The sequence below is a fragment of the Microbacterium sp. BR1 genome (genome assembly GCF_002812725.1).
Lineage (GTDB): Bacteria > Actinomycetota > Actinomycetes > Actinomycetales > Microbacteriaceae > Microbacterium.
Genome location: NZ_NMUN01000004.1, coordinates 660,354 through 681,537, shown reverse-complemented (window position 1 = coordinate 681,537; position 21,184 = coordinate 660,354). Strand labels below are relative to the sequence as shown.

The window sequence follows — 21,184 nt, the reverse complement described above, 5'->3', positions numbered from 1 at the left end:
CGGTCGCGAACGCCCGCCAGTGTCAGTGCGCCTGCCAGATGACCGTGTCGCCGTATGCCCGCTCGCGCGCGAGTTCGATCCCCGCGGGCCAGCTCGGCTGCGGCGAGTGTCGCGAGCGTTCGACGACGACCAGGCCGTCGTCCGCTCTGCGCGGCGCGAGCAGCGCGAGGGTCGCGGCCAGGTCCGCCTCGCCGAGTTCGTAGGGGGGATCGAGGAACACCAGATCGAAGGTCGCGACCGAGCCGCGCAGGAACGCGTCGGCAGAGACGGCGTGAACCCGTCCGAGCCCTGAACCGCCCAGGGATCGCTCGACGCGGCCGATGTTGTCGCGGGCGATCGCCGCGGCCGGGCGGGACAGTTCGACGAGGTCGACGGAGGCAGCGCCCCTCGACAGCGCCTCGAGCCCGAGCGCGCCCGACCCCGCGTACAGGTCCAGGACGCGCGCGCCGTCCAGCGCGCCGGCCGACTCGAGTCCGGCGAACAGCGACTCGCGCACGCGGTCACTCGTGGGGCGTGTTCCGCGTGCGGGAACGGCGAGCCGGATGCCGCGGGCTCCGCCGGCGATGATCCGGGTCATCCCCTCACCCTACAAACCGCGAGGCCCGCGGGTACACGTCGGCGGGTCTGCACGCCCGTCCGCGTCCGAGAACCCGACCGGAACGGCGACGTCGTAGCCGCGAACTAGAGTCGTGGCATGTCGTCGGTGCATCTCGAAACCCGCCTCGAGGGCGTCGTGGGGGGGAAGACCGCCACGGCCCTCGAGCGCGCGTTCGGCATGCGCACGGTCGGTGACCTGCTGGCGCACTACCCGCGGCGTTACGCCCATCGTGGTGAACTCACACCCATCCGCGATCTGCCGGTGGGGGAGTCGGTCACGATCGTCGCCGAGGTGGTCAGCGCCGGTGAGCGTCGCATGCAGGCGCGGCGCGGTTCGATCCTCGAGGTCGTGATCAGCGACGGTCGCGGACATCTGACCCTGACCTTCTTCAACCAGTCCGGCCGCCTCAAGGAGCTCCGGGTCGGTCGACGCGGTATTTTCGCGGGCAAGGTCGGCGAATACCGCCACACGAAGCAACTGGCGCATCCCGACTACGAGCTCTTCGACGACGAAGAGGCCGCCCGCCGAAGCGCTCAGGAGTATGCCAACCTGCCGATACCGATCTATCCCGCCACGTCGACGATTCCCAGCTGGAAGCTCGGCAAGATCGTCGCCACGGTCCTCGATGTGCTGGGCGCCGTCGAGGATCCGGTCCCCGACGCGTTGCGGCTGCGTAAGGGCCTGGTGCCGGCGCGGGATGCGCTCGAGAAGATCCATCGGCCCGCATCGGACGCGGACGTCCACATCGCCCACGAGACGCTGCGGATGCACGAGGCTCTCGTGCTGCAGACCGCACTGCTGCAGCAGCGCGCCGCCGTGCGGGCTCTGTCGGCGCGTCCGCGCCCCGCGCAGAGCGCCGGGTACCTCGAGCGCTTCGACGCGACGCTGCCGTTCGCGCGCACGCCGGACCAGCACGAGGTCGGCGACCGGATCGCCGCGGATCTGGTGGGCGAGTGGCCCATGAACCGGCTCGTGCAGGGAGAGGTGGGGTCGGGCAAGACGCTCGTCGCCCTGCGCGCGATGCTGCAGGTGGCGGAGTCGGGCGGACAATCCGCCCTCATCGCGCCGACCGAGGTGCTCGCCGGTCAGCACCTGCGGTCGATCGCCCGGATGCTCGGGCCCGATCTCGCGCCCGAGCTGATGCCCACGCTGCTCACCGGACAGCAGGGCGCCGCCGATCGTCGCCGTGCCGCCCTTCGTGTCGCGTCGGGGCAGGCGCTCATCGTGATCGGCACGCACGCCTTGCTGAGCGACACGACGACCTTCGCCGATCTCGGCCTGGTCGTCGTCGATGAGCAGCACCGCTTCGGCGTGGAACAGCGCGAGACCCTGCGCGCGAAGGGGTCCAGTCCGCATGCCCTGGTTCTGACGGCGACACCGATCCCGCGCACGGTCGCGATGACGGTCTTCGGCGACCTCGATGTCTCCACGATCCGCACGATGCCCGTCGGACGCGCCGGTATCGAGACGTTCGTGGCGCCCGTCGGGGAGCGCCCGGCCTGGTTCGAGCGGGTCTGGCAGCGCGGAGCGGAAGAGGTCGCGAAGGGCCACCAGGTTTTCGTCGTCTGCCCCGCGATCGATGTCGAGGCCACCGGCAAGGCCGCAACCGACGACACGGTCGAGGCTCCGCCCGTCGAAGGCGAGGCGGCGCGCCAGCGTTGGGGCGTGGTCCAGGTGGAGCGACTGCTCGCCGCCCGGCCCGATTTCGCCGGCCTTCGCGTCGCGATCCTGCACGGACGCATGCCCGGCGACGAGAAGGACGCGACGATGCGGGCGTTCGCCGAGGGGCAGATCGACGTGCTCGTCGCCACCACGGTGATCGAGGTCGGCGTCGACGTGCCCAATGCCTCGACCATGGTCATCCTCGAAGCCGACCGGTTCGGTGTGTCTCAGCTGCACCAGTTGCGAGGTCGCGTCGGCCGCGGCGAGGTACCGGGGCTCTGCCTGCTCTTGACCGAGGCGCAACAGGGAACACCCGCCCGTGCGCGCGTCGAGGCCGTGGCGCGAACGCTCGACGGATTCGAGCTGGCCGAGGTCGACCTGGAGCTGCGCGGCGAGGGCGACGTGCTCGGCGACATCCAGTCGGGCGCGCGCTCGTCTCTGCGACTGCTGCGCGTGGTGACGGATGCTCCGCTCATCGCCGAGGCGCGCGCCGAGGCCGAGTCGATCCTGGCCGATGATCCCGACCTGAGCGCGCACAGCGGGCTCGCCCGCGCGATCGATCGCCGTCTCGACGTCGAGGATCGCGCCGCGATGGCGCGCAACTGACCGGGGAGCCCGCCGCGAAGCGTGTCCGGACACCGGTTGGCTCGGTAGGACGGCGCGCCCGGATAGGCTGGCTGGGTGAACAACAGGATCGCGGTCGTACCGGGGTCGTTCGACCCGCCGACCCTCGGCCACCTCGACGTCATCCGTCGCGCGGCATCGCTCTACGACTCCGTGCACGTGCTCGTCGTGCACAACCCCGACAAAGAGGCGATGCTGCCGATCGCGCATCGCCTGGAGCTGCTCGAGCAGTCGATCGCCGAGAGCGAGATCGAGGGCGATATCGTCGTGGCGTCGTGGAGCATGGGCCTTCTGGTCGACTACGCGACCGATGTGGGGGCGGGCGTGCTCGTCAAGGGCATCCGCTCGCAGATCGACGTCGTGTACGAAACGCCCATGGCAATCGTGAACCGGCACCTGGCACACGTCGAGACCGTCTTCCTGCTGCCCGATCCGTCGCACGCTCTCGTCTCGAGTTCGCTCGTACGCCAGGTCGCGGGCCTCGGCGGGGATGTCTCCCCCTATGTCCCCGCGCCGGTCGCGCGTTTTCTCACCACCGGTTCCAGCACGACCTGATCGGGCCCGATTTTCGGTACGTCCGCGAGCTGCGCGGTGGGCCTCGCCCCGGCGCGCCGTGGCGCGGGTAGCATGGTCCCCCGTGAGAAACCGTCGGCCAGGACCATTCGCCATCAATGTTCGAGACATCGAGCTCCGCCCCGGCGAGATGCGCGAGCACGAGTTCGATGTGACACTCGCGGAGCGGTGGGGCGAAGGACTCGTCTACCTGGAGCAGGGCGGCACCGTCGAGGTGGACGTGCGTCTGGAGTCCGTGCACGAGGGCATTCTGGCCAGCGGCGAGGCGAACGCGGAGTACGTCGGTATCTGCGGACGCTGCCTGATCGACATCGCCGCACCCCTCCAAGTCGAATTCCAGGAGCTTTTCGCGTACCCTGGAGACGAGACATCTGACTTCGAGGTTCAAGACGATCACGTGGATCTTGAAACTCTGGTCAGGGATGCGGTCATTCTGTCGCTTCCGTTTCAACCGGTATGCCAGCCGGATTGCCCCGGGTTGGACCCGGTAACGGGCGAGCGACTGGCCGATTCGGACAGTACTTCACTGAGCTCCAACCTCGATCCTCGATGGTCGGCGCTCAGTCACCTGGGCCAGGACGACGCCTCGGCGAGCGCCCGCGAGCCAGATCAGAACCCCTAAGACTCGAACGAAAGAGATAGAGCCATGGCAGGTAACCCCCCGAAGCGCAAGGTTTCGCGCTCCAACACCCGTTCGCGCCGCGCGCAGTGGAAGGCCGAGCCGATCGCGCTCGTCAAGACGGTCGAAAACGGCAAGGTCGTCTACAGCCGCCCCCACCAGGCCAAGGTCGTCACCGACTCGCAGGGAACCGAACTCTTCCTCGAGTACAAGGGCCGCAAGGTCGCAGACGTCTGATCGGCTCACCGTAGCCGTGGCAGTGCTTCCGGGGGGGAGACGCGCTCTCGTCCAGCGACTCGGGGTCGTCATCGATCCTGGGTTGCTGACGCTTGCCCTCACACATCGCTCGTACGCGTACGAGAACGGTGGCACGCCGCACAACGAACGTCTCGAGTTTCTCGGGGATTCGATCCTCGGGCAGGCCGTGACGGTCATGCTGTTCACCCGGCATCCGGAACTCGATGAGGGTTCGCTCGCGAAGCGACGGGCGAGTCTCGTTTCCACGGTCGCGCTTGCCGAGGCGGCGCGCTACATCGATCTCGGACGCCATGTGCTGCTGGGCCGCGGTGAAGAGCAGACCGGCGGACGCGACAAGGACTCGATCCTCGCCGACACGACCGAGGCGATCATCGGCGCCACGTACCTGTCGGCCGGCGCGGACGCCGCCACCGACCTCGTGCTTCGTCTGATGGAACCACTCCTCGACGATCCCGAGCGTTACGGCGCGGCGATGGACCCGAAGACGAGTCTGCAAGAGCTCGCCGCCCGCCGTCAGGAATCCCCGCCGGCGTATTCGGTGCAGGCCGCGGGCCCGGATCACAACCGCATCTTCACCGCCACCGTGCGCGTGGGTGCGACGGCCGCCCAGGGCGTCGGATCCAGCAAGAAGGCCGCCGAGATGGCCGCTGCTCTCGCGGCATGGCGGGACATCACGACCCGAGATGTCGGGAGCGACGACATTTCGGCACGTGCCTGAGCTCCCCGAGGTTGAGGTCGTTCGCGCGGGGCTCTTCCCGGCGGTGACCGGGGCCCGGATCGTGGCCGTCGACGCACGTGATGCTCGCGCTCTGACCCGGCATACGGGCGGACCTCTGGATTTCGAGACGCGCCTCCCAGGACGCCGGATCATCGGGGCCGCGCGGCGCGGCAAATTCTTGTGGTTGCCGCTCGCGGGAGGTATGCCCGAGGGCGACGGTGACGCGACCGACGGCGCCGAGGCGATCCTGGTCCACCTCGGCATGAGCGGGCAGATGCTGCTTCGTGCCGATGGCGCGCCGATCGAGCGGCACGAACGCATCCGACTCTCGATAGATCATCCCGAGCACGGGCCGCTCGACGTCGTCTTCGCAGACCAGCGAACGTTCGGGTCACTCGCGATCGACCCGCTCGTTCCCACCGCGGACGGCGAGGCCGCGGGGTGGGGAGCCGCGGATCCGCTGCTGCCGAGCCAGGTCTCGCACATCGCGCGGGACCCCCTCGACCCTGCCTTTCGCGACCGGGCGTTCGTGCACGCGCTGGCGCGCAAGGACTCGGCCGTCAAGCGGGTGCTGCTCGATCAGACCGTCGCGAGCGGCATCGGCAACATCTACGCCGACGAGGCGCTCTGGGCCGCGCGCATCCATCCCGAGACATCCGCTCGTACGCTGTCGACGCGGGCCGCGGGTCGGCTGCTCACCGAGGTGCGAACCGTGTTGAACCGGGCACTCGCCGAGGGGGGCACGAGCTTCGACGCGCAGTACGTCAATGTCAACGGACAGGCCGGCTATTTCGCACACAGCCTGCGGGCATACGGTCGCGCGGGCCAGCCGTGTGAGCGGTGCGGTCGCCCTATCGTCCGCGCCTCGTTCATGAACCGGTCGAGCCACTTCTGCCCGCGCTGTCAGCGCGTCCCGCCGCCGCGCTGACCCCGACCATCGAACCTGGCGCGGTGCTCCGGGCGCCGAGACAACCCTTCGTCGACGAATCACCCCGTGGCGAGGGTGTTTTCGTGGCATCAGGGGTGTTTTCGGCGAAGGTGCCGGAGGGGAGCGAAGGTGGTGGGAGCGGACGGGGGAAACGGATGCCCGGGGTCAGGGCTCGAGGATCTTCTTCCACGCACCCTCGTAGGCGATCGGCACGAACCCGATGGCCTCGTTGATGTCGAGCATCGGGCGGTTCTCTTCGGCGTTGTACGTGAGGACGCGTGGCGAGGCGGGCACGAGATCCCTCCAGGCGCGCAGGCCCGCACACTTCACGAGCATCCCCAGGCGGTGCCCACGGTGCTCCCTCAGCACGAGGGTGTCCTCCTGGTGAGACGCGGCGGTCCGGTCCGGCCCGATCGCCAGCTCGTTGAACGCGCACAGCTCGCCCGTCGCGATGTGCTGGGCCGCCGTCACCCGGAGCAGGCGGCCCCCGTCGATGGCGCGCGCATCGTTCCGTGCCACGCGCTCCGCGTCCCAGGTCTCTTCGTCGTACTCGATGGCCGCGGACGGGGCATCGGTCACCATCCGTGACTTCATCCAGGCGTAGCCTTCGACGAACTCCGGGGGAGTGGGCGCCTGCCACGACACGAGCCGATAGCCGTCGGCCGCTGCCGACGCCCGCTCGAAGAGTCGGTCGATCTCGTCGAACGGTGCCCGCAGGTCGAAGGCGCTGTTCCGGTCGATCTGCTCCAGTGAGAAGCCGTGCCTCACGAAGAACCGGGCGCCCGGATCGTCGGCCGGGATGCTCCCGAACCCGGTCGGCGGTTCGAGCCTCGGACCGGGTCGGTCGGGGTGCTCCGCCCACGATTGCAGGACGGTTCGCCCGTGCTCGCGCGCGGCGCGCTCGACCAGCTCGAGCGCGCCGGTGCCGATGCCGCGGCCCCGGACATCCGGAAGCAGCTCGATCAGCATGTACGCGATACGCGAGTCGGTCTCGATCGGAAGATCCAGGCCGACGCGCCCGACGGGACGGTCATCGTCGAGGACGAGCCACGACAACCGGATCTCATAGGGTTCGGGACGGTAGCTGGGCAGCAGCTCGGCGGCCGACATCGAGTGGTCGTCGTGGCCGGAGGTGTGCCGGTAGACAGCGTTTCGAATGTCGGTCATCGCGCGGAAGTCCGCGGCGTCGTCCGAGTCGACGGACTCGGGGATGACGAGGGGTCGGTATTCGATGTGATCACGGGTTGCGCTCATCGGAAGTCTCCTATGTGGGTGGGTGATGCGTGCGGATGCACGACGCCGGGTCAGGCGCCGTGCATCCAGAGCCGCGTCGCGTAGGCCGCGTCGGCCTCGTGACGCTCGCGCTGTTCGGCGTGGAAGGTGCGACGCCTGTGACGTTCGAGGGCATCGGCGTCGCTCGCGGGGCGTGAGCCCCACAAAACGAGCCAGAGCCCGACGCGCATCGCCGTGCGGTCGAGCAGGGACGTGCGGGCGATGCGGTTCGCCACGGGTGCGAGCGGGGCGAGTTGCGCGAGCGTATCGGGCGGATGGGACAGGGACGTCTGCGGCTGGGTCAGCTGCGTATTCATGGGGTTTCCTCGGAAAGGTGTCGAACGAGAAGGGTCTTTGGGGATGCCTGTGAGAAGGCATCCGGAGCCGCGTCCCGCTCGTCGACGCATGCGCGAACGGAGCGGTGAGGCGGGAGGATGCGGGTCAGCCGAAGCAGGGCTGTCGCAGGCGTGGAGTTGCCCCGCCCGGATGCGGGCGGAGTGCTCCTATGCGGCGGTCAGCGGCCGGTGTGGACGCGGCCGCGCGAGAAGGCGCCGAGGGAAGCGGTCACCAGGGAGAACGCGACGACTCCTCCGCGAGCGGAGCGAGTGGCGGCGACGCCTGTGCGTGTGATGTTCATCAACATGGTGACCTCCTTTCAAACCTCTGGCGCGAACAGCGACGAATCTATCTCTGACGCGAAGAGTGACGCTAGCGCGCGCTCGCCCACGGCGTCAAGCCGATTCACAGAATTCGAGCGGGGTCGGGCGTTGCCTGACGGGCGGGACGCCTCGGCTCGGGTAGCCTGAACCGCACGGTAATGCTGGGTCGGAGGCTGAATTCATGCACCTGAAGAGCGTGACGCTCAAGGGGTTCAAGTCGTTCGCCCAACCCACGACGTTCGCGTTCGAGACCGGCGTGACGGCGATCGTCGGGCCCAACGGATCCGGCAAGTCGAATGTCGTCGACGCCCTCGCATGGGTCATGGGCGAGCAGGGTGCCAAGACGTTGCGCGGCGGCAAGATGGACGACGTCATCTTCGCCGGGACCTCGACGCGCGGGCCGCTCGGCCGTGCCGAGGTCCGGCTCACGATCGACAACGCGGACGGCGCTCTGCCGATCGAGTACTCCGAGGTCACGATCAGCCGCACGCTGTTCCGCAACGGCGCGAGCGAGTACGCGATCAACGGCGACACGTGTCGGCTGCTGGACGTGCAGGAGCTGCTGAGCGACTCCGGCCTCGGGCGCGAGATGCACGTGATCGTCGGACAGGGCCGTCTCGACACGGTTCTGCAGGCGAGTCCCGAGGACCGGCGGGGGTTCATCGAAGAGGCCGCAGGCATCCTGAAGCATCGTCGTCGCAAGGAGAAGACCCTTCGCAAGCTCGAAGCCATGGAGGCGAACCTCACCCGCCTGAGTGACCTCGCGGGTGAGATCCGTCGGCAGTTGAAGCCGCTCGGGCGCCAGGCCGAGATCGCGCGCGAGGCGCAGACGATCGCCGCAGTCGTCCGCGACGCGAAAGCGCGACTCGTTGCGGATGAGCTCGTCGGGCTGCGGAACGAGCTCGCGGCACACGTGCGCAGCGAGCACGAACGCCATTCCGAGCGTCTGGTGCTGCAGGAGCGAGCGGACGACGTCCGCAAAAGGATCGAGATTCTGGAGTCCGAGCGCCGCGGATCGGATGCGGTCGACGCCGCGCGCAGCGTGCTGTTCGAACTCGAGCGGGTGCGGGAACGCCTGCGCGGGCTCTTCACCCTCGCGAACCAGCGCATCGCGCTGCTCGGCTCGGCCGAGGAGCAGACCGAGATCGGATCGAGCGTTTCGCAGGCCGATATCGACGAGGCGCGTGCCGAGATCATCGAACTGCGCGACGCCGTCGACGCCGCGGCCGAGATCGCGACCGACGCGGGACGTGCCGTCGCGCACGCGAGGGCGGAACTCGACGCGCTCGACACCGACATCGCCGCCCAGAGCGCCCTGGTCTCCGAACATGAGATGCGCATCACGGCGCTGCGCGGATCCGCGGATGCCGCGGCATCCGCTCTGGCGGCCGTGCGCGGTGCCGTGCTCCGTCAGCAGAACGCCCTCGACGCCGCTCTGGCTCGGCGATCCGCCGCCGCCGAGGCGCTGGAGGCGCTGGAGCCCCTGCCACTGCCCGCGGGGGACGTCGATCATCCGGCCGCCTATGACCGGGCCCAGCGGGCCGTCGCGGACGCCGATGCCGAGCTGGCGGGCATCCGGGACAGGTTGCACGCGGCGGAGCGTGAGGCGGGAGCCCTGACGGCGCAGACGGCCGCGCTCACCCGGGCGCTCGATGTGCGCAACGGTGCATCGGCGTTGATCGAGCGGGGCATCGCGGGTGTCCAGGGTCTGGTGGCGGATGGCATGCAGGTGCGCCCCGGGTACGAGGCCGCGATCGCCGCCGTGCTGGGATCGATCGCCGAGGGTCTTCTCGTGGACTCGCGAGACGCGGCGTTCGATGCCCTGTCCGAGGCCGAGCGCGCGGACCTCGGGGCCGTCGAGATCGTCGTGGGCGGAGCGGATGCTCCGGCATCCACTGATTTCCCGTCGCTTGACGGAATCGTGCCGGCTCTCGACGTCGTCACCGCACCGGGCGGTGTGCTCGGCATGCTCGCGCACGTCGCGATCGCGGACGACCTCGATGCCGCACGTGCCGCGTGGCCGCGCCTGCAGGCCGCTGTCGGCTCGACACCCCTGACGCTGGTGACGCGCGCCGGAGAGGTCGCGACCGCCTACCTGTTGCGCGGGGGGAGCGGCGGCTCTCCGTCGCGCTTGGCGCTCGTCGCCGAGCGGGATGCGGCGGCCGATCGCCTGGGCGAGTTGACCGTCATCGTCGACTCGTTGCGCGATGCCTCGGCGGATGCGAAGAAAGCCCTTGCCGAGGCCCGCCAGAAGGCCGCGACCGCGTTGCACGACATGCGGGCGTACGATGCGGCCCTCGCGGCTCGCGCCGAACACGTCAACCGCGTCACGGTGCAGCATGAGGCCGCCGTTGCCGAATGCGAGCGCCTCGAGGCGGGTCTGGCGCAGGCTCAGTCCGCCGTCAGCGATGCGGAAGCCGCGGCCCACCGCACCGCGAAGGAGCGCGACACGGCGCTCGAGGCTCCTCGCCCCATCCTCGACGCTTCGGCCCGCGAGGGTGTGCTTGGCGAGGTGGAGGCGGCCCGCGAGTCCGAGATGCGTGCGCGGCTCGAGGTCGAGACGCTCCGAGAACGCGTCCGCGCGCAGGAGGCGCGGGTCGTGTCGCTCGAGCGGCGTCGAGAGAGCGAACGCGCCGCCGCGGAAGAAGCCGCGCGTCGCGCCGTCATCCGCCGCGCCCAGCGCGAGGCCGCCGCGGGAGTGATCGCGCGGGTGCCGCACGTGCTCGACGCGGTGGAGAGGTCCGTCGCTCAGGCGGGACTCGATCTGGCCAACGCGGAACGCGAACGCACCGAGCAGAACGCCGAACTCACAACGCTCCGCGAGCAGGACATCGGACTTCGTGAGCGTCTGGCCGCCCTGACGGAGGGCGTGCACTCGCTGGAGTTGAGGATTCACGAAAAGCGCCTGCACGTATCCGGCCTGCTCGATCGGGCGCGGTCCGAGCTCGGACTCGAAGAAAATATTCTCATCGAGGAATATGGTCCGGATCGCGAGGTGCCGACCCCCGAGGCGGGCGAAGACGCATTCGAACCGTTCGATCGAGCACGGCAGCAGCGCCGACTTCAGCAGGCGGAGCGCACTCTCGCGCAGCTCGGTCGAGTCAATCCGCTCGCGCTCGAGGAGTTCGCCGCGCTCGAGCAGCGGCACGCGTTCCTCGTCGAGCAGCTCGGCGATCTGACGCAGACCCGCAAGGACCTGATGACGATCATCGGCGACCTGGACGAGCGGATGCAGACGATCTTCGCCGCGGCCTTCGACGATACGAAGGCCGCGTTCGCGGAGGTCTTCCCGGTGCTCTTCCCCGGAGGCGCGGGGAGCATCTCGTTGACGGATCCCGCGAACATGCTCACGACGGGTATCGAGGTCTCGGTGCGACCGGCGGGCAAGAAGATCGAACGGTTGTCACTGTTGTCGGGCGGCGAGCGGTCCCTCGCCGCCGTCGCCCTGCTCGTCGCGATCTTCAAGGCCCGCCCGAGCCCGTTCTACATCCTCGACGAGGTCGAGGCGGCGCTCGACGACGCCAACCTCGGTCGTCTGCTGACCGTGTTCGAGCAGCTCCGTGAGAACAGCCAGTTGATCGTGATCACGCACCAGAAGCGCACCATGGAGATCGCGGACGCGCTGTACGGCGTCTCGATGCGTCAGGACGGCGTGTCAGCCGTCGTCGGTCAGCGTGTGGGCGAGCGCGCCTCCGCGTAGGCTGGACGGATGGCGGAAAGCTCCTGGTCGCTCGGTCGTGCCCTGCGCGGCATGTTCGTCAAACCCACGATCGACGAGACGACGTGGGATGACCTCGAGACGGCGTTGATCCAGGCCGACTTCGGCCCCGAGATCACCGAACGCATCGTCGACGAGTTGCGCGGAAAGGTCGAGCGTTACCGCACGACCGATCCGAAGGATCTGCAGCGGATGCTCCGCGAAACGCTCGAGGAGCACTTCGCCAAGTTCGACACGACGCTGAAGCTGACCGAGCGTCCCGCCGTCGTGCTGGTGGTCGGCGTCAACGGCGTGGGCAAGACCACGACGATCGGCAAGTTCGCGAAGTTCCTGCAGCGCTACGGTCGCTCGGTCGTCGTGGGTGCGGCGGACACCTTCCGCGCCGCGGCCGTCGACCAGTTGGCCACGTGGGCAGAGCGCGGGGGAGCCGCGATCGTGCGCCCCCAGCAAGAGGGGCAGGATCCGGCATCCGTCGCCTATCAGACGGTCGAGTACGCGCAGCGCACCGGGACCGAGATCGTGCTGATCGACACCGCCGGACGCCTGCACACCAAGGGCGGGCTCATGGACGAGCTCGGCAAGATCAAGCGTGTGATCGAGAAGCAGGCTCCGATCAGCGAGGTGCTGCTCGTGCTCGACGCGACGACCGGCCAGAACGGCGTCATGCAGGCGCAGGCATTCCTCGAGCACGCCGGCGTGACGGGCCTCGTCCTGACCAAGTTGGACGGCTCGGCCCGCGGGGGCTTCGTGCTCGCCGTGCAGGAGCGCACGGGCATCCCCGTGAAGCTCCTCGGCCAGGGCGAGAGCATCGGCGACCTGACGGGCTTCACCCCCCACGTGTTCGCGGCGGCGCTCGTCGACTGAGCCGCGGCCCTACGCTGTCAGCGGATGCGCCGCAATAGCGTCGTGTTGGCTACCGGACGGTGCCGCGTGCTGGTTTCATGGAGACATGGCGATCGAGCACGACTTCTTCGGGGTACTCGAGTCCGGACCGGATGGATCGATCTTCTGGTCCGAGAACATCGAACTGGGCGACCAGTCGGTGACGGTGGACCTCACCGCGCCCGACCAGGACGACGTGTCGTCGGCGGCACTCGACATGGCGGCGACCCTGGTGTCATCGATAGAAGAGGTCGACCGCCGCGCGCGCGACGCGATGCTGTCTCTGTTCGATGACCGGACGAGCGAGGTCACCGAGTACATCATTCAGCAGCAGGAAACGCTGGGCGACGACATCGAGGGGATGCTCACCGACATCTCGGGCGACATCGCCGTGGACGTCATCCGTTCCCTGCAGTTGATGAGCATGACGATCCTCGCGGACGAGATGGGCACGGGCGATCCTTTCGCCGTCCTCGAGTACGCGCTCGATCCCGACGCGACCGACGACGTGCTGCTGGTGAACATGAGCAGCGACGGCGACGTGCAGTCGGTGACCAGCGCCGAGTAGCGCCGTCGCGCGCGCTAACGGAGGAGATCCCCGGTTCGGAGGATGCTGCCGTGAGTTGCGATCCTCCGAAGTGGAGATTCCCTCCCGAGCGGGGCTCGGGCGCGGCTCAGACTGCCTGAGCGAACCCGAGGTCGGCGGCCTCGGCGATGTGCGACAGGTGCGCGGGGATCTCGCGGCCCTTCGAACGCATCGACTGCGCCCAGAGGCGTCCGGCGCGGTACGACGAGCGCACGAGCGGGCCCGCGAGCACGCCGAGGAATCCGATCCGCTCCGCTTCTTCCTTGAACTCCACGAACTCCGCGGGCTTCACCCAGCGCGCGACCGGCAGGTGCCGCGGCGTCGGTCGCAGGTACTGGGTGATCGTGATGATGTCGGTTCCGGCGTCGTGCAGGTCCTGCAGGGCCTGCACGACCTCCTCGGGCTCTTCGCCCATGCCGAGGATGAGGTTCGACTTGGTGATGAGTCCGGCGTCGTGCGCCTGGGTCAGCACGTCGAGCGAGCGTTCGTACCGGAACGCCGGGCGGATGCGCTTGAAGATGCGCGGAACGGTCTCGACGTTGTGCGCGAAGACCTCGGGGCGCGCGTCGAACACGACGTTCAGCAGGTCCGACCGGCCCGAGAAGTCCACGGCGAGGATCTCGACTCCCGTGTTCGGGTTGGCGGCGTGGATTCGCCGAACGGTCTCGGCGTGCAGCCAGGCGCCCTCGTCGGGCAGGTCGTCACGAGCGACTGCCGTGACGGTCGCGTAACGGAGCCGCATCTGCGTGACGCTCTCGGCGACGCGGCGAGGCTCGTCCGTGTCGTAGTCGGCGGGTTTGCCCGTGTCGATCTGACAGAAGTCGCAGCGCCGCGTGCACTGCGAGCCGCCGATCAGGAACGTGGCCTCGCGGTCCTCCCAGCACTCGAAGATGTTGGGGCAGCCGGCCTCCTGGCAGACGGTGTGCAGGCCCTCGTCCTTCACGAGCGAATGCAGCGCCGTGTACTCGGGGCCCATCTTCGCCTTGGTCTTGATCCACTCGGGCTTGCGCTCGATGGGGGTCTCCGCGTTCCGGATCTCGAGCCGCAGCATCTTGCGGCCATTGGGCGCAGTCGCGGGCGTCGAGCTTGCTCCGTGCGAGTGGGAGCCCGACCCGCAGGCCGGTCCGCAGCCGCTCACGCCAGAACTCCCGCGTACTCGGTCTGGAACGTTCGGCTGACGGTGTCGAGGATGTCGCGGGGTGAGACATCCGCTCCCACCACCTCGCTGACCGTGGTGACCCCGGCATCCGTGATCCCGCAGGGCACGATGGCGCGGAAGGCGGCGAGCGAGTTGTTGCAGTTGATCGCGAAGCCGTGCATGGTCACGCCGCGCTGCACGCGAACGCCGATCGCGGCCACCTTGTCTTCCGAGAGGGGCCGACGCACCCAGACGCCGCTCCGGCCCTCGACGCGGTAGCCGTCGACACCGTGGGCGCTCAGGGCCTCGATGAGGATGCCTTCGAGACGCCGCACGTGCGCAACCACGTCGATCGGCTCGGGCAGGCGCACGATCGGGTAGCCGACGAGCTGGCCGGGTCCGTGCCAGGTGATCTTGCCGCCACGGTCGACATCGACGACGGGTGTGCCGTCGATCGGACGTTCGTGCGCTTCTGTGCGCTTGCCGGCGGTGTAGACGGCCTCGTGTTCGAGCAGCAGCATCGTGTCGGGGCGGATGCCCCCGAGAACGTCGGCGTGGACCTGCCGCTGCAGCTCCCACCCCTCCACATACGGGACGTAGTCGGGGGCGAGCCCGACCGTCTGCACTTCGAGCACGCGCACTCCCTCGTTCGTGGAACGTGTTTATGGATCGCGTCCAACAATACCCCCGACCGCCGGAGAAAGGGCGCGCCACCCCTACCCTGGAGGCATGTCGTCCGAGCCCCGCAGCGGTAGGCCGCGCGCGTCGTCGCGCGAGGTGCTCGCCGAGGCCGCGTGCGAGCTCTTCCTCGAGCAGGGGTATGCCGCGACATCCGTGTCGGACATCACCCGCCGTGCTGGGGTGAGCCGCTCGAGCTTCTTCAACTACTTCCCCTCGAAGGCCGATGTGCTGTGGGGTGGTCTCGATGAGAGGATCGCCGAACTCGGCGAAGTGCTGGCGGGCGCGCGGATGGCGGAGGCCGACGCCGATGTGCGCCTCGCGCTCACGGCGATGGTGCACGGATTCGCCCCCGACAGCCTCGCGCTCGCGCTCATGAACGCGCGTCAGATGGGCCTCGACGACGAACTCGAGCGCGAGGCATCCGTCCGTCAGGCGCGGATCGCGCGACTCGTCGCCGACAGGTTGCGCCGGGCCGGCGTCGATGAGTTGCGTGCCGCGGTCCTCGGGTCGGCCTTCGGGGGAGCGGTCCTCGCCTCGGTCGAGGAGTGGGCGCGCCTCGGGCCGGGACGCGCCTCGCTCCGCGATGTGCTGGATCGCGCCCTCGCGGTCATCGACCTTCGCTCCGCCTGAAGGCGTCGACGGGATCCGACGCTTCAGCGAACGGACGCGACATGCCGTCGGCGGGGCAGCGCGCACGGCATGTCGCGTCCTCTCGCGGCCGGACCGAGAGGATCGGCCCCGAGCATCGGCCCCGGCATCCTCTCGCGTAAACTCGACGCATCATGGCTACCTTCGGCACCCTCTCCGATCGGCTTACCGATACGTTCCGCAACCTTCGCAAGAAGGGACAGCTGACTCCGGCGGATGTCGATGGCACAGTTCGCGAGATCCGGCGCGCCCTGCTCGAGGCTGATGTCGCGCTCGTGGTCGTCAAGGAGTTCACCGCGAAGGTCCGCGAGCGCGCGCTCGGCGACGAGGTCAACAAGGCGCTCAACCCGGCCCAGCAGGTCGTCCAGATCGTCAATGAAGAGCTCATCGCGATCCTCGGCGGCCAGCAGCGCCGTCTGCAGTTCGCCAAGACCGCGCCGACCGTCATCATGCTCGCGGGCCTGCAGGGTTCGGGTAAGACGACGTTCGCGGGCAAGCTCGCGAAGATGCTCGAGAAGGACGGCCACACGCCCCTCCTCGTTGCCGCCGACCTGCAGCGTCCGAACGCCGTCAACCAGCTCCAGGTCGTCGCCGGCCAGGCGGGCGCCGCGATCTACGCGCCCGAGCCGGGCAACGGCGTCGGCGACCCCGTGCGGGTCGCGCGTGACGGTGTCGAGACCGCGCGCCGCCAGCAGCACGACGTCGTCATCATCGACACAGCCGGACGCCTCGGCGTCGACGCCGAGATGATGAAGCAGGCCGCCGACATCCGTCGCGGGACGAACCCGGACGAGGTCCTGTTCGTCATCGACGCGATGAGCGGTCAGGATGCCGTCAACACGGCCAAGGCCTTCCAGGAGGGCGTCGACTTCACCGGCGTCGTGCTGTCGAAGCTCGACGGCGACTCCCGCGGTGGCGCGGCCCTGTCTGTGGCCTCCGTCACCGGCCGCCCGATCATCTTCGCGTCCACGGGCGAGGGCCTCGATGACCTCGAGGCGTTCCACCCCGACCGCATGGCCTCGCGCATCCTCGACCTCGGTGACATCCTCACCCTCATCGAGCAGGCGCAGGGCGCCTTCGACGAAGAGGAAGCCCGCAAGGTCGCCGAGAAGATCGCGACCGACAGCTTCACCCTCGAGGACTTCCTTCAGCAGATGCAGCAGCTGAAGAAGATGGGCTCGATGAAGAAGATGCTCGGGATGCTCCCGGGCATGGGCGGAATGAAGGATCAGCTCGAGAACTTCGACGAGCGCGAGATCGACCGCACCGAGGCCATCATCCGTTCCATGACGCCGGGCGAGCGCCGCAACCCCAAGGTTCTGAACGGCTCGCGGCGCCTGCGCATCGCGCGGGGATCCGGAATGACGGTGACCGACGTCAATCAGCTCGTGCAGCGTTTCGACCAGGCCGCCAAGATGATGAGGACCGTCGCCCGCGGAGGCACCCCCCAGATTCCCGGCATGGGTCCGATGCCGGGCGCGCGCCCCGGCGCGTCGTCGAAGCGCGGCAAGCAGCCCAAGGCCAAGGGTGGATCGCGATCGGGCAATCCGGCCAAACGCGCGGCCGAGTCATCCGGTGTCGTCGCGAAAGCGCCGACGGGCTCGGGCTTCGGTCTGGGCGGCGGTGGCGCGGCCAAGGAGCCGACCGAGGCGGATCTCGCCGAGATCCAGAAGCTGTTCGGCCGCGGGTGATCGGTGCGGAGCCGGGGCCGAACCGCGCGGGTCAGCCCCGGCGTCGCCCGGGAAGCACGAGCGGCGTGCGCGCCGCGTAGTCGAGGTACTCCGATCCGAATGCCGCGCGCAGGTACCGCTGTTCGACGCGTGCCTTCGCGACGAGCAACGCGGTGAGCAAGAGCCACACGACGATGAGCTCAATGCGCGCTCTCCAGAGCACCCAGCCGGCGGAGGCCACGATCAGACCGAGGTAGACCGGATTGCGGGTGTAGCGATAGGCGCCCGTCGTCCTCAGCGGCGCTCCCGGTTTCGGTGCCACCCACGGCACGATGTCCCGGCCCAGAGCGGCGATGCCGGCGATCGACACGGCCAGGCCGGACAGGCCCACGATGGCGGCGATCGCCGTCACGATCGGCGTGCTCCACAGGGGCCCGCCAGGCAGAAGCAACAGGAGCAACAGCGCGAACTGCACCACAACCATCCACGCGTGGGGAGCTCGCACGATCAGCTCCCGCCCTGCGCCAGATGTTCGCGCAGGGTCGGGCCCGCGCGAAACTCGCGGATGAGGTGCTGCACGACCGCGCGCAGATCCCCACCCGCAGCATCCGCGACGTGCAACTGGCGCGAGTAGCTCGCACCACCGGTGAGGATCGCGTCGAGCCCGGCGAACTCGCGTGCGCAGTGCAGTTCTTCGGCGATCGTCTCGAGGCGCTCCATGGTCTCGCGGATGTGGTCGGCGACCGCCACCTGGGTGCCCTGGCGGTCGACGATCACGCGCGCGTCGAGGCCGTAGCGGGCGGCACGCCACTTGTTCTCGCGCACGAACCAGGGCTGGATGATCGTGAGATCCCGGCCCGCGTCGAGTTCGCGCGAAAAATGCTCGACCAGGGTCTGAACGAGCGCGGCGACCGCTGCGAGCTCGGGAAGAGTCGACATGCCGTCGCAGGCGCGCACCTCGATCGTGCCCCACCTCGGGGCCGGACGGATGTCCCACCGGACCTCGGTCGCATCCTCGATGACCCCGGTGCCGACCATGTCCGCGAGGTACTGCTCGTACTCGGCCCAGTTCGCGAGGGGCCAGGGGAGACCCGCGGTCGGCAGCTGCTGGAAGACGAGCGAGCGGTTCGACGCGTACCCCGTGCGCTCTCCGGCCCAGAACGGACTCGACGCCGAGAGAGCCTGCAGATGCGGCAGATAGACCGCCAGCGCGTTCACGATGGGCAGCACCTTGTCGGCATCGTTGACGCCGATGTGGACGTGGATGCCCCAGATCATCATGTTGCGTCCCCACCACTGGGTCCGCTCGATGAGGGTGTTGTAGCGGGTCTTGTCCGTGACGCTCTGCTCGAACCACTGGGCGAACGGATGGCTGCCCGCACAGAGCAATTCGACACCGAGGGGGTTCGTGATCTCGCGCACCGCCGCAATCGCGTCGGCGATGTCGTCGACGGCCGCCGCGACGGTGTCTCCCACGCCGCTGGTCACCTCGACGGTGTTCGTGAGCAGCTCTTCCGTGACGGTGTAGCGCTCGTGCTTCGTGGCTTCGCCGACGGGTCCCACCACCTCGGCCGCACGCCCGACCAGATCGCCCGAGTCCCCGTCGGCGAGCATGATCTCCCACTCGAGGCCCACCGTGGACCGACCGGAGGACGCGAAGGTCACAGTCATGCGCTCAGTCTGACACGCGGTCCGCGCCGGGCCCGTGACATCCGGATGGTTCGCGACGCACCCCGTCATCTGGCAGAATGGTGGGTCGGGTGGGCGCTCGACCCTCTATCCAGCGCCCGGTCCCTTCCATTTGAGCTTCCGCCGGGTGTGCACCCCACTCTCCAGGCGATCGGTTCGTCTTTTTCGTAATTCACATTCAGGAGAATCGTGGCTGTCAAAATTCGTCTCAAGCGCATGGGCAAGATCCGGGCGCCGTACTACCGCATCGTCGTCGCGGACTCGCGCACCAAGCGTGATGGCCGTGTCATCGAAGAGATCGGCAAGTACCACCCGACCGAGGAGCCCTCGTTCATCGAGGTCGACTCCGACCGTGCACAGTACTGGCTGAGCGTCGGCGCGCAGCCGACCGAGCAGGTGGCCGCGCTGTTGAAGCTCACCGGTGACTGGGGCAAGTTCAAGGGCGACAAGAACGCCGTGTCGACCGTCAAGGTCGCCGAGCCCAAGAAGCCGTTCGAGGCGGATGCCGCCAAGAAGGCCGTCCTCGTGCCGAAGGCCGAGAAGAAGGCTCCGAAGGCGGAAGAGTCCGACGCTCCCGCCGCTGACGCCGACGTCGACGCGAACGCGGCTGAGTAGTACGTTGCTTTCCGCCGCTCTCGAACACCTCGTGAAGGGCATCGTCGATCACCCCGACGACGTCCGGATCACGTCCGCAACCTCTCCTCGCGGGGAGGTCCTCGAGGTGCGCGTGCACCCCGACGATCGCGGGCGGGTGATCGGGCGCGGCGGACGCAACGCCAAGGCACTGCGTACCCTCATCGGCGCTCTCGCGGGAAGCCGACGCGTCCGCGTTGATGTCGCGGACGACTGACGTGGCCGAGAAGGCCACGCCGCCCGAGGGCGCGAAGACGCAGTTGCGAGTCGGACGCCTTGTGAAGGCGCACGGCCTCAAGGGCGCACTCAAGCTCGAGCTGTACACCGACGATCCCGCCGGTCGGTTCGCGCCCGGAGCATCCTTCACGCTCCAGGTGCCCGAATCGTCGGCCTGGCACGGGAAGACGCTGACCGTCCGCGAATTCCGCTGGATGAACACGCACCCCGTCGCGTTCTTCGAGGGCGTCGACGATCGTGACGCAGCCGAGGGCCTCGTCAAGGCGATCCTCTGGATCGATGCGGATGCCTCGGCTCAGCCGACGGAGGATGACGCCTGGTACGACCACCAGCTCGTCGGACTCGATGTGGTCCGCGACGGATCCGTCGTCGGGACCATCGTCCGCGTCGAGCACCTACCCGCCCAGGACCTGCTGATCGTCAAGGCGGGCGACAACGAGATCATGGTGCCTTTCGTCGCGGCGATCGTTCCCGAGGTCGACGTACAGGCGGGCCGTGTGACGGTCACACCGCCCCCGGGACTCTTCGAGGAGCTCGTCGACGACGATCAGGCCGATCGAGAGCTGCCCGAGCACGAGCCGAACGAGCACGCAGCACCGGATGCATCCGCCGACAGCGACGCAGCTGACGAGGACGACAAGCCGGAGGCCTGACGTGCGCATCGACGTCGTCTCGATCTTCCCCGGCTACTTCGATGCCCTCGAGGTCTCGCTGCTCGGCCGTGCACGAGGCGCTGGCCTTCTCGACATCCGTGTCCACGACCTCCGTGAGTGGACGCACGATCGCCATCGCACCGTGGACGACACCCCGTACGGTGGCGGCGCGGGAATGGTCATGAAGCCCGAACCGTGGGGTGCGGCGCTGGATGCGATCGTCGCGGAGTCCGCGACGACTTCGGGCGATGCCGCTGACCCCGAATCGGATGCATCGCGCCGACCCGTATTCATCTTCCCCTCGCCCGCTGGCGAGCTCTTCACCCAGGCCACGGCGCGCGAGCTGTCGCAGCGTCCTCACCTCGTGTTCGGGTGCGGCCGCTACGAGGGCATCGACGAGCGCGTGTTCACGTACGCCGCCGGCCTCGGTGAAGTCAGGCTGGTGAGCCTCGGCGACTACGTCCTGAACGGTGGTGAGGTCGCCGCGATGGCCATGATCGAGGCCGTGGGCCGTCTCATCCCGGGCGTCGTGGGCAACCCCGAGAGTCTCGTGGAAGAGTCGCACGAGGACGGGCTGTTGGAGTATCCGTCGTACACCAAGCCCTCGTCCTGGCGGGGTCTCGACGTGCCGCCGATACTCCTCAGTGGACACCACGCCGCCATCGAAGCGTGGCGGCGCGAACAGAGCGTCGAGCGCACGCGCGAGCGACGTCCGGACCTCCTGCCCTGACCCAGCGG

Annotated in this window: 23 protein-coding genes; 15 read left to right on the top strand and 8 right to left on the bottom strand. The window is 68.8% G+C overall.

What is annotated here, in order from left to right; translation table 11 throughout:
* Positions 1-22 precede the first annotated feature (22 nt).
* The gene (gene rsmD / locus CGU35_RS07425; RefSeq protein WP_181003373.1) at positions 23-577 is read right to left on the bottom strand and encodes a 16S rRNA (guanine(966)-N(2))-methyltransferase RsmD; all 555 of its coding nucleotides are present in this window, start codon (positions 575-577) and stop codon (positions 23-25) included.
* Between the two features lie 117 nt (positions 578-694).
* Here rsmD and CGU35_RS07420 point away from each other — a divergent pair, with 117 nt between their 5' ends.
* The 6 genes from CGU35_RS07420 (at position 695) to mutM (ending at position 5,980) form a co-directional block, all read left to right on the top strand.
* Positions 695-2,866 carry an ATP-dependent DNA helicase RecG gene (locus CGU35_RS07420; RefSeq protein ID WP_100810882.1) on the top strand — a complete coding sequence of 724 codons (2,172 nt, stop codon included), beginning with the start codon at positions 695-697 and terminating at the stop codon, positions 2,864-2,866.
* Between the two features lie 75 nt (positions 2,867-2,941).
* Positions 2,942-3,439, top strand: a complete 498-nt coding sequence (gene coaD, locus CGU35_RS07415) for a pantetheine-phosphate adenylyltransferase (RefSeq protein ID WP_100810881.1) — start codon at positions 2,942-2,944, stop codon at positions 3,437-3,439.
* A gap of 148 nt (positions 3,440-3,587) precedes the next feature.
* Positions 3,588-4,079 (top strand): YceD family protein, encoded by a 492-nt coding sequence (locus CGU35_RS07410; protein ID WP_100810880.1) that lies wholly within the window; start codon positions 3,588-3,590, stop codon positions 4,077-4,079.
* Between the two features lie 24 nt (positions 4,080-4,103).
* On the top strand, positions 4,104-4,313 hold the full coding sequence (gene rpmF / locus CGU35_RS07405) for a 50S ribosomal protein L32 (RefSeq protein ID WP_100810879.1): 210 nt from the start codon (positions 4,104-4,106) through the stop codon (positions 4,311-4,313).
* Between the two features lie 16 nt (positions 4,314-4,329).
* Entirely contained in the window at positions 4,330-5,052 is a 723-nt protein-coding gene (rnc, locus tag CGU35_RS07400; protein WP_100810878.1) for a ribonuclease III, read from the top strand.
* A complete protein-coding gene (gene mutM / locus CGU35_RS07395) occupies positions 5,045-5,980 on the top strand; it encodes a bifunctional DNA-formamidopyrimidine glycosylase/DNA-(apurinic or apyrimidinic site) lyase (protein ID WP_100810877.1) in 936 nt (311 codons plus the stop codon). Before rnc ends, mutM begins: the two co-directional genes overlap by 8 nt.
* A 165-nt stretch (positions 5,981-6,145) precedes the next feature.
* Here mutM and CGU35_RS07390 read toward each other — a convergent pair whose 3' ends face one another.
* The 3 genes from CGU35_RS07390 to CGU35_RS18710 all read right to left on the bottom strand — a co-directional run bounded on the left by CGU35_RS07390 (position 6,146) and on the right by CGU35_RS18710 (position 7,895).
* The gene (locus CGU35_RS07390) at positions 6,146-7,234 is read right to left on the bottom strand and encodes a GNAT family N-acetyltransferase (RefSeq protein ID WP_100810876.1); all 1,089 of its coding nucleotides are present in this window, start codon (positions 7,232-7,234) and stop codon (positions 6,146-6,148) included.
* A gap of 50 nt (positions 7,235-7,284) precedes the next feature.
* On the bottom strand, positions 7,285-7,569 hold the full coding sequence (locus tag CGU35_RS07385) for a hypothetical protein (RefSeq protein WP_100810875.1): 285 nt from the start codon (positions 7,567-7,569) through the stop codon (positions 7,285-7,287).
* A gap of 197 nt (positions 7,570-7,766) precedes the next feature.
* Complete coding sequence (locus CGU35_RS18710; RefSeq protein ID WP_258034413.1) at positions 7,767-7,895, bottom strand: hypothetical protein; 129 nt, start codon at positions 7,893-7,895, stop codon at positions 7,767-7,769.
* A 197-nt stretch (positions 7,896-8,092) separates the two neighbouring features.
* Here CGU35_RS18710 and smc point away from each other — a divergent pair, with 197 nt between their 5' ends.
* From smc to CGU35_RS07370, 3 genes are all read left to right on the top strand, one after another.
* Positions 8,093-11,611, top strand: a complete 3,519-nt coding sequence (smc, locus tag CGU35_RS07380) for a chromosome segregation protein SMC (RefSeq protein ID WP_100810874.1) — start codon at positions 8,093-8,095, stop codon at positions 11,609-11,611.
* Between the two features lie 9 nt (positions 11,612-11,620).
* The gene (ftsY, locus tag CGU35_RS07375; RefSeq protein WP_100810873.1) at positions 11,621-12,493 is read left to right on the top strand and encodes a signal recognition particle-docking protein FtsY; all 873 of its coding nucleotides are present in this window, start codon (positions 11,621-11,623) and stop codon (positions 12,491-12,493) included.
* 85 nt (positions 12,494-12,578) lie between these two features.
* Positions 12,579-13,079, top strand: coding sequence for a DUF2004 domain-containing protein (locus CGU35_RS07370; RefSeq protein ID WP_100810872.1), 501 nt, complete (start codon positions 12,579-12,581; stop codon positions 13,077-13,079).
* 106 nt (positions 13,080-13,185) lie between these two features.
* On the opposite strand, the gene lipA is transcribed toward CGU35_RS07370, so the two are convergent.
* Both lipA and lipB read right to left on the bottom strand, forming a co-directional pair.
* Positions 13,186-14,148, bottom strand: coding sequence for a lipoyl synthase (gene lipA / locus CGU35_RS07365; protein WP_100810871.1), 963 nt, complete (start codon positions 14,146-14,148; stop codon positions 13,186-13,188).
* Positions 14,149-14,231: 83 nt separating this feature from the next.
* Entirely contained in the window at positions 14,232-14,876 is a 645-nt protein-coding gene (lipB, locus tag CGU35_RS07360) for a lipoyl(octanoyl) transferase LipB (RefSeq protein WP_308455393.1), read from the bottom strand.
* A gap of 88 nt (positions 14,877-14,964) precedes the next feature.
* Here lipB and CGU35_RS07355 point away from each other — a divergent pair, with 88 nt between their 5' ends.
* Both CGU35_RS07355 and ffh read left to right on the top strand, forming a co-directional pair.
* Positions 14,965-15,546, top strand: coding sequence for a TetR/AcrR family transcriptional regulator (locus CGU35_RS07355; RefSeq protein ID WP_100810870.1), 582 nt, complete (start codon positions 14,965-14,967; stop codon positions 15,544-15,546).
* Between the two features lie 152 nt (positions 15,547-15,698).
* Positions 15,699-17,255, top strand: a complete 1,557-nt coding sequence (ffh, locus tag CGU35_RS07350) for a signal recognition particle protein (RefSeq protein ID WP_100810869.1) — start codon at positions 15,699-15,701, stop codon at positions 17,253-17,255.
* Between the two features lie 31 nt (positions 17,256-17,286).
* On the opposite strand, the gene CGU35_RS07345 is transcribed toward ffh, so the two are convergent.
* Entirely contained in the window at positions 17,287-17,739 is a 453-nt protein-coding gene (locus CGU35_RS07345; RefSeq protein ID WP_146048013.1) for a methyltransferase family protein, read from the bottom strand.
* A 2-nt stretch (positions 17,740-17,741) separates the two neighbouring features.
* Entirely contained in the window at positions 17,742-18,905 is a 1,164-nt protein-coding gene (locus CGU35_RS07340; RefSeq protein WP_100811344.1) for a glutamate--cysteine ligase, read from the bottom strand.
* 207 nt (positions 18,906-19,112) lie between these two features.
* On the opposite strand from CGU35_RS07340, the gene rpsP reads away from it, so the two are divergent.
* The 4 genes from rpsP to trmD are packed head-to-tail and all read left to right on the top strand — an operon-like array spanning position 19,113 to position 21,176.
* The gene (rpsP, locus tag CGU35_RS07335; protein WP_100810867.1) at positions 19,113-19,538 is read left to right on the top strand and encodes a 30S ribosomal protein S16; all 426 of its coding nucleotides are present in this window, start codon (positions 19,113-19,115) and stop codon (positions 19,536-19,538) included.
* A 4-nt stretch (positions 19,539-19,542) separates the two neighbouring features.
* On the top strand, positions 19,543-19,773 hold the full coding sequence (locus CGU35_RS07330) for an RNA-binding protein (protein ID WP_100810866.1): 231 nt from the start codon (positions 19,543-19,545) through the stop codon (positions 19,771-19,773).
* Positions 19,757-20,446, top strand: coding sequence for a ribosome maturation factor RimM (rimM, locus tag CGU35_RS07325; protein WP_100810865.1), 690 nt, complete (start codon positions 19,757-19,759; stop codon positions 20,444-20,446). Before CGU35_RS07330 ends, rimM begins: the two co-directional genes overlap by 17 nt.
* 1 nt (position 20,447) lies before the next feature.
* Positions 20,448-21,176 carry a tRNA (guanosine(37)-N1)-methyltransferase TrmD gene (gene trmD / locus CGU35_RS07320; protein ID WP_100810864.1) on the top strand — a complete coding sequence of 243 codons (729 nt, stop codon included), beginning with the start codon at positions 20,448-20,450 and terminating at the stop codon, positions 21,174-21,176.
* The last annotated feature ends 8 nt before the right edge of the window (positions 21,177-21,184 follow it).

Bases quoted from the DNA above. Each gene is read 5' to 3' on its own strand.
- CGU35_RS07370 (WP_100810872.1), top strand. From the start codon at position 12,579: ATGGCGATCGAGCACGACTTCTTCGGGGTACTCGAGTCCGGACCGGAT.
- rpmF (WP_100810879.1), top strand. From the start codon at position 4,104: ATGGCAGGTAACCCCCCGAAGCGCAAGGTTTCGCGCTCCAACACCCGT.
- CGU35_RS07390 (WP_100810876.1), bottom strand. From the start codon at position 7,234: ATGAGCGCAACCCGTGATCACATCGAATACCGACCCCTCGTCATCCCC.
- CGU35_RS07340 (WP_100811344.1), bottom strand. From the start codon at position 18,905: ATGACTGTGACCTTCGCGTCCTCCGGTCGGTCCACGGTGGGCCTCGAG.
- CGU35_RS07355 (WP_100810870.1), top strand. From the start codon at position 14,965: ATGTCGTCCGAGCCCCGCAGCGGTAGGCCGCGCGCGTCGTCGCGCGAG.
- CGU35_RS07410 (WP_100810880.1), top strand. From the start codon at position 3,588: ATGCGCGAGCACGAGTTCGATGTGACACTCGCGGAGCGGTGGGGCGAA.
- CGU35_RS07385 (WP_100810875.1), bottom strand. From the start codon at position 7,569: ATGAATACGCAGCTGACCCAGCCGCAGACGTCCCTGTCCCATCCGCCC.
- rimM (WP_100810865.1), top strand. From the start codon at position 19,757: ATGTCGCGGACGACTGACGTGGCCGAGAAGGCCACGCCGCCCGAGGGC.
- rsmD (WP_181003373.1), bottom strand. From the start codon at position 577: ATGACCCGGATCATCGCCGGCGGAGCCCGCGGCATCCGGCTCGCCGTT.
- CGU35_RS18710 (WP_258034413.1), bottom strand. From the start codon at position 7,895: ATGTTGATGAACATCACACGCACAGGCGTCGCCGCCACTCGCTCCGCT.
- ffh (WP_100810869.1), top strand. From the start codon at position 15,699: ATGGCTACCTTCGGCACCCTCTCCGATCGGCTTACCGATACGTTCCGC.
- lipA (WP_100810871.1), bottom strand. From the start codon at position 14,148: ATGCTGCGGCTCGAGATCCGGAACGCGGAGACCCCCATCGAGCGCAAG.
- smc (WP_100810874.1), top strand. From the start codon at position 8,093: ATGCACCTGAAGAGCGTGACGCTCAAGGGGTTCAAGTCGTTCGCCCAA.
- CGU35_RS07420 (WP_100810882.1), top strand. From the start codon at position 695: ATGTCGTCGGTGCATCTCGAAACCCGCCTCGAGGGCGTCGTGGGGGGG.
- ftsY (WP_100810873.1), top strand. From the start codon at position 11,621: ATGGCGGAAAGCTCCTGGTCGCTCGGTCGTGCCCTGCGCGGCATGTTC.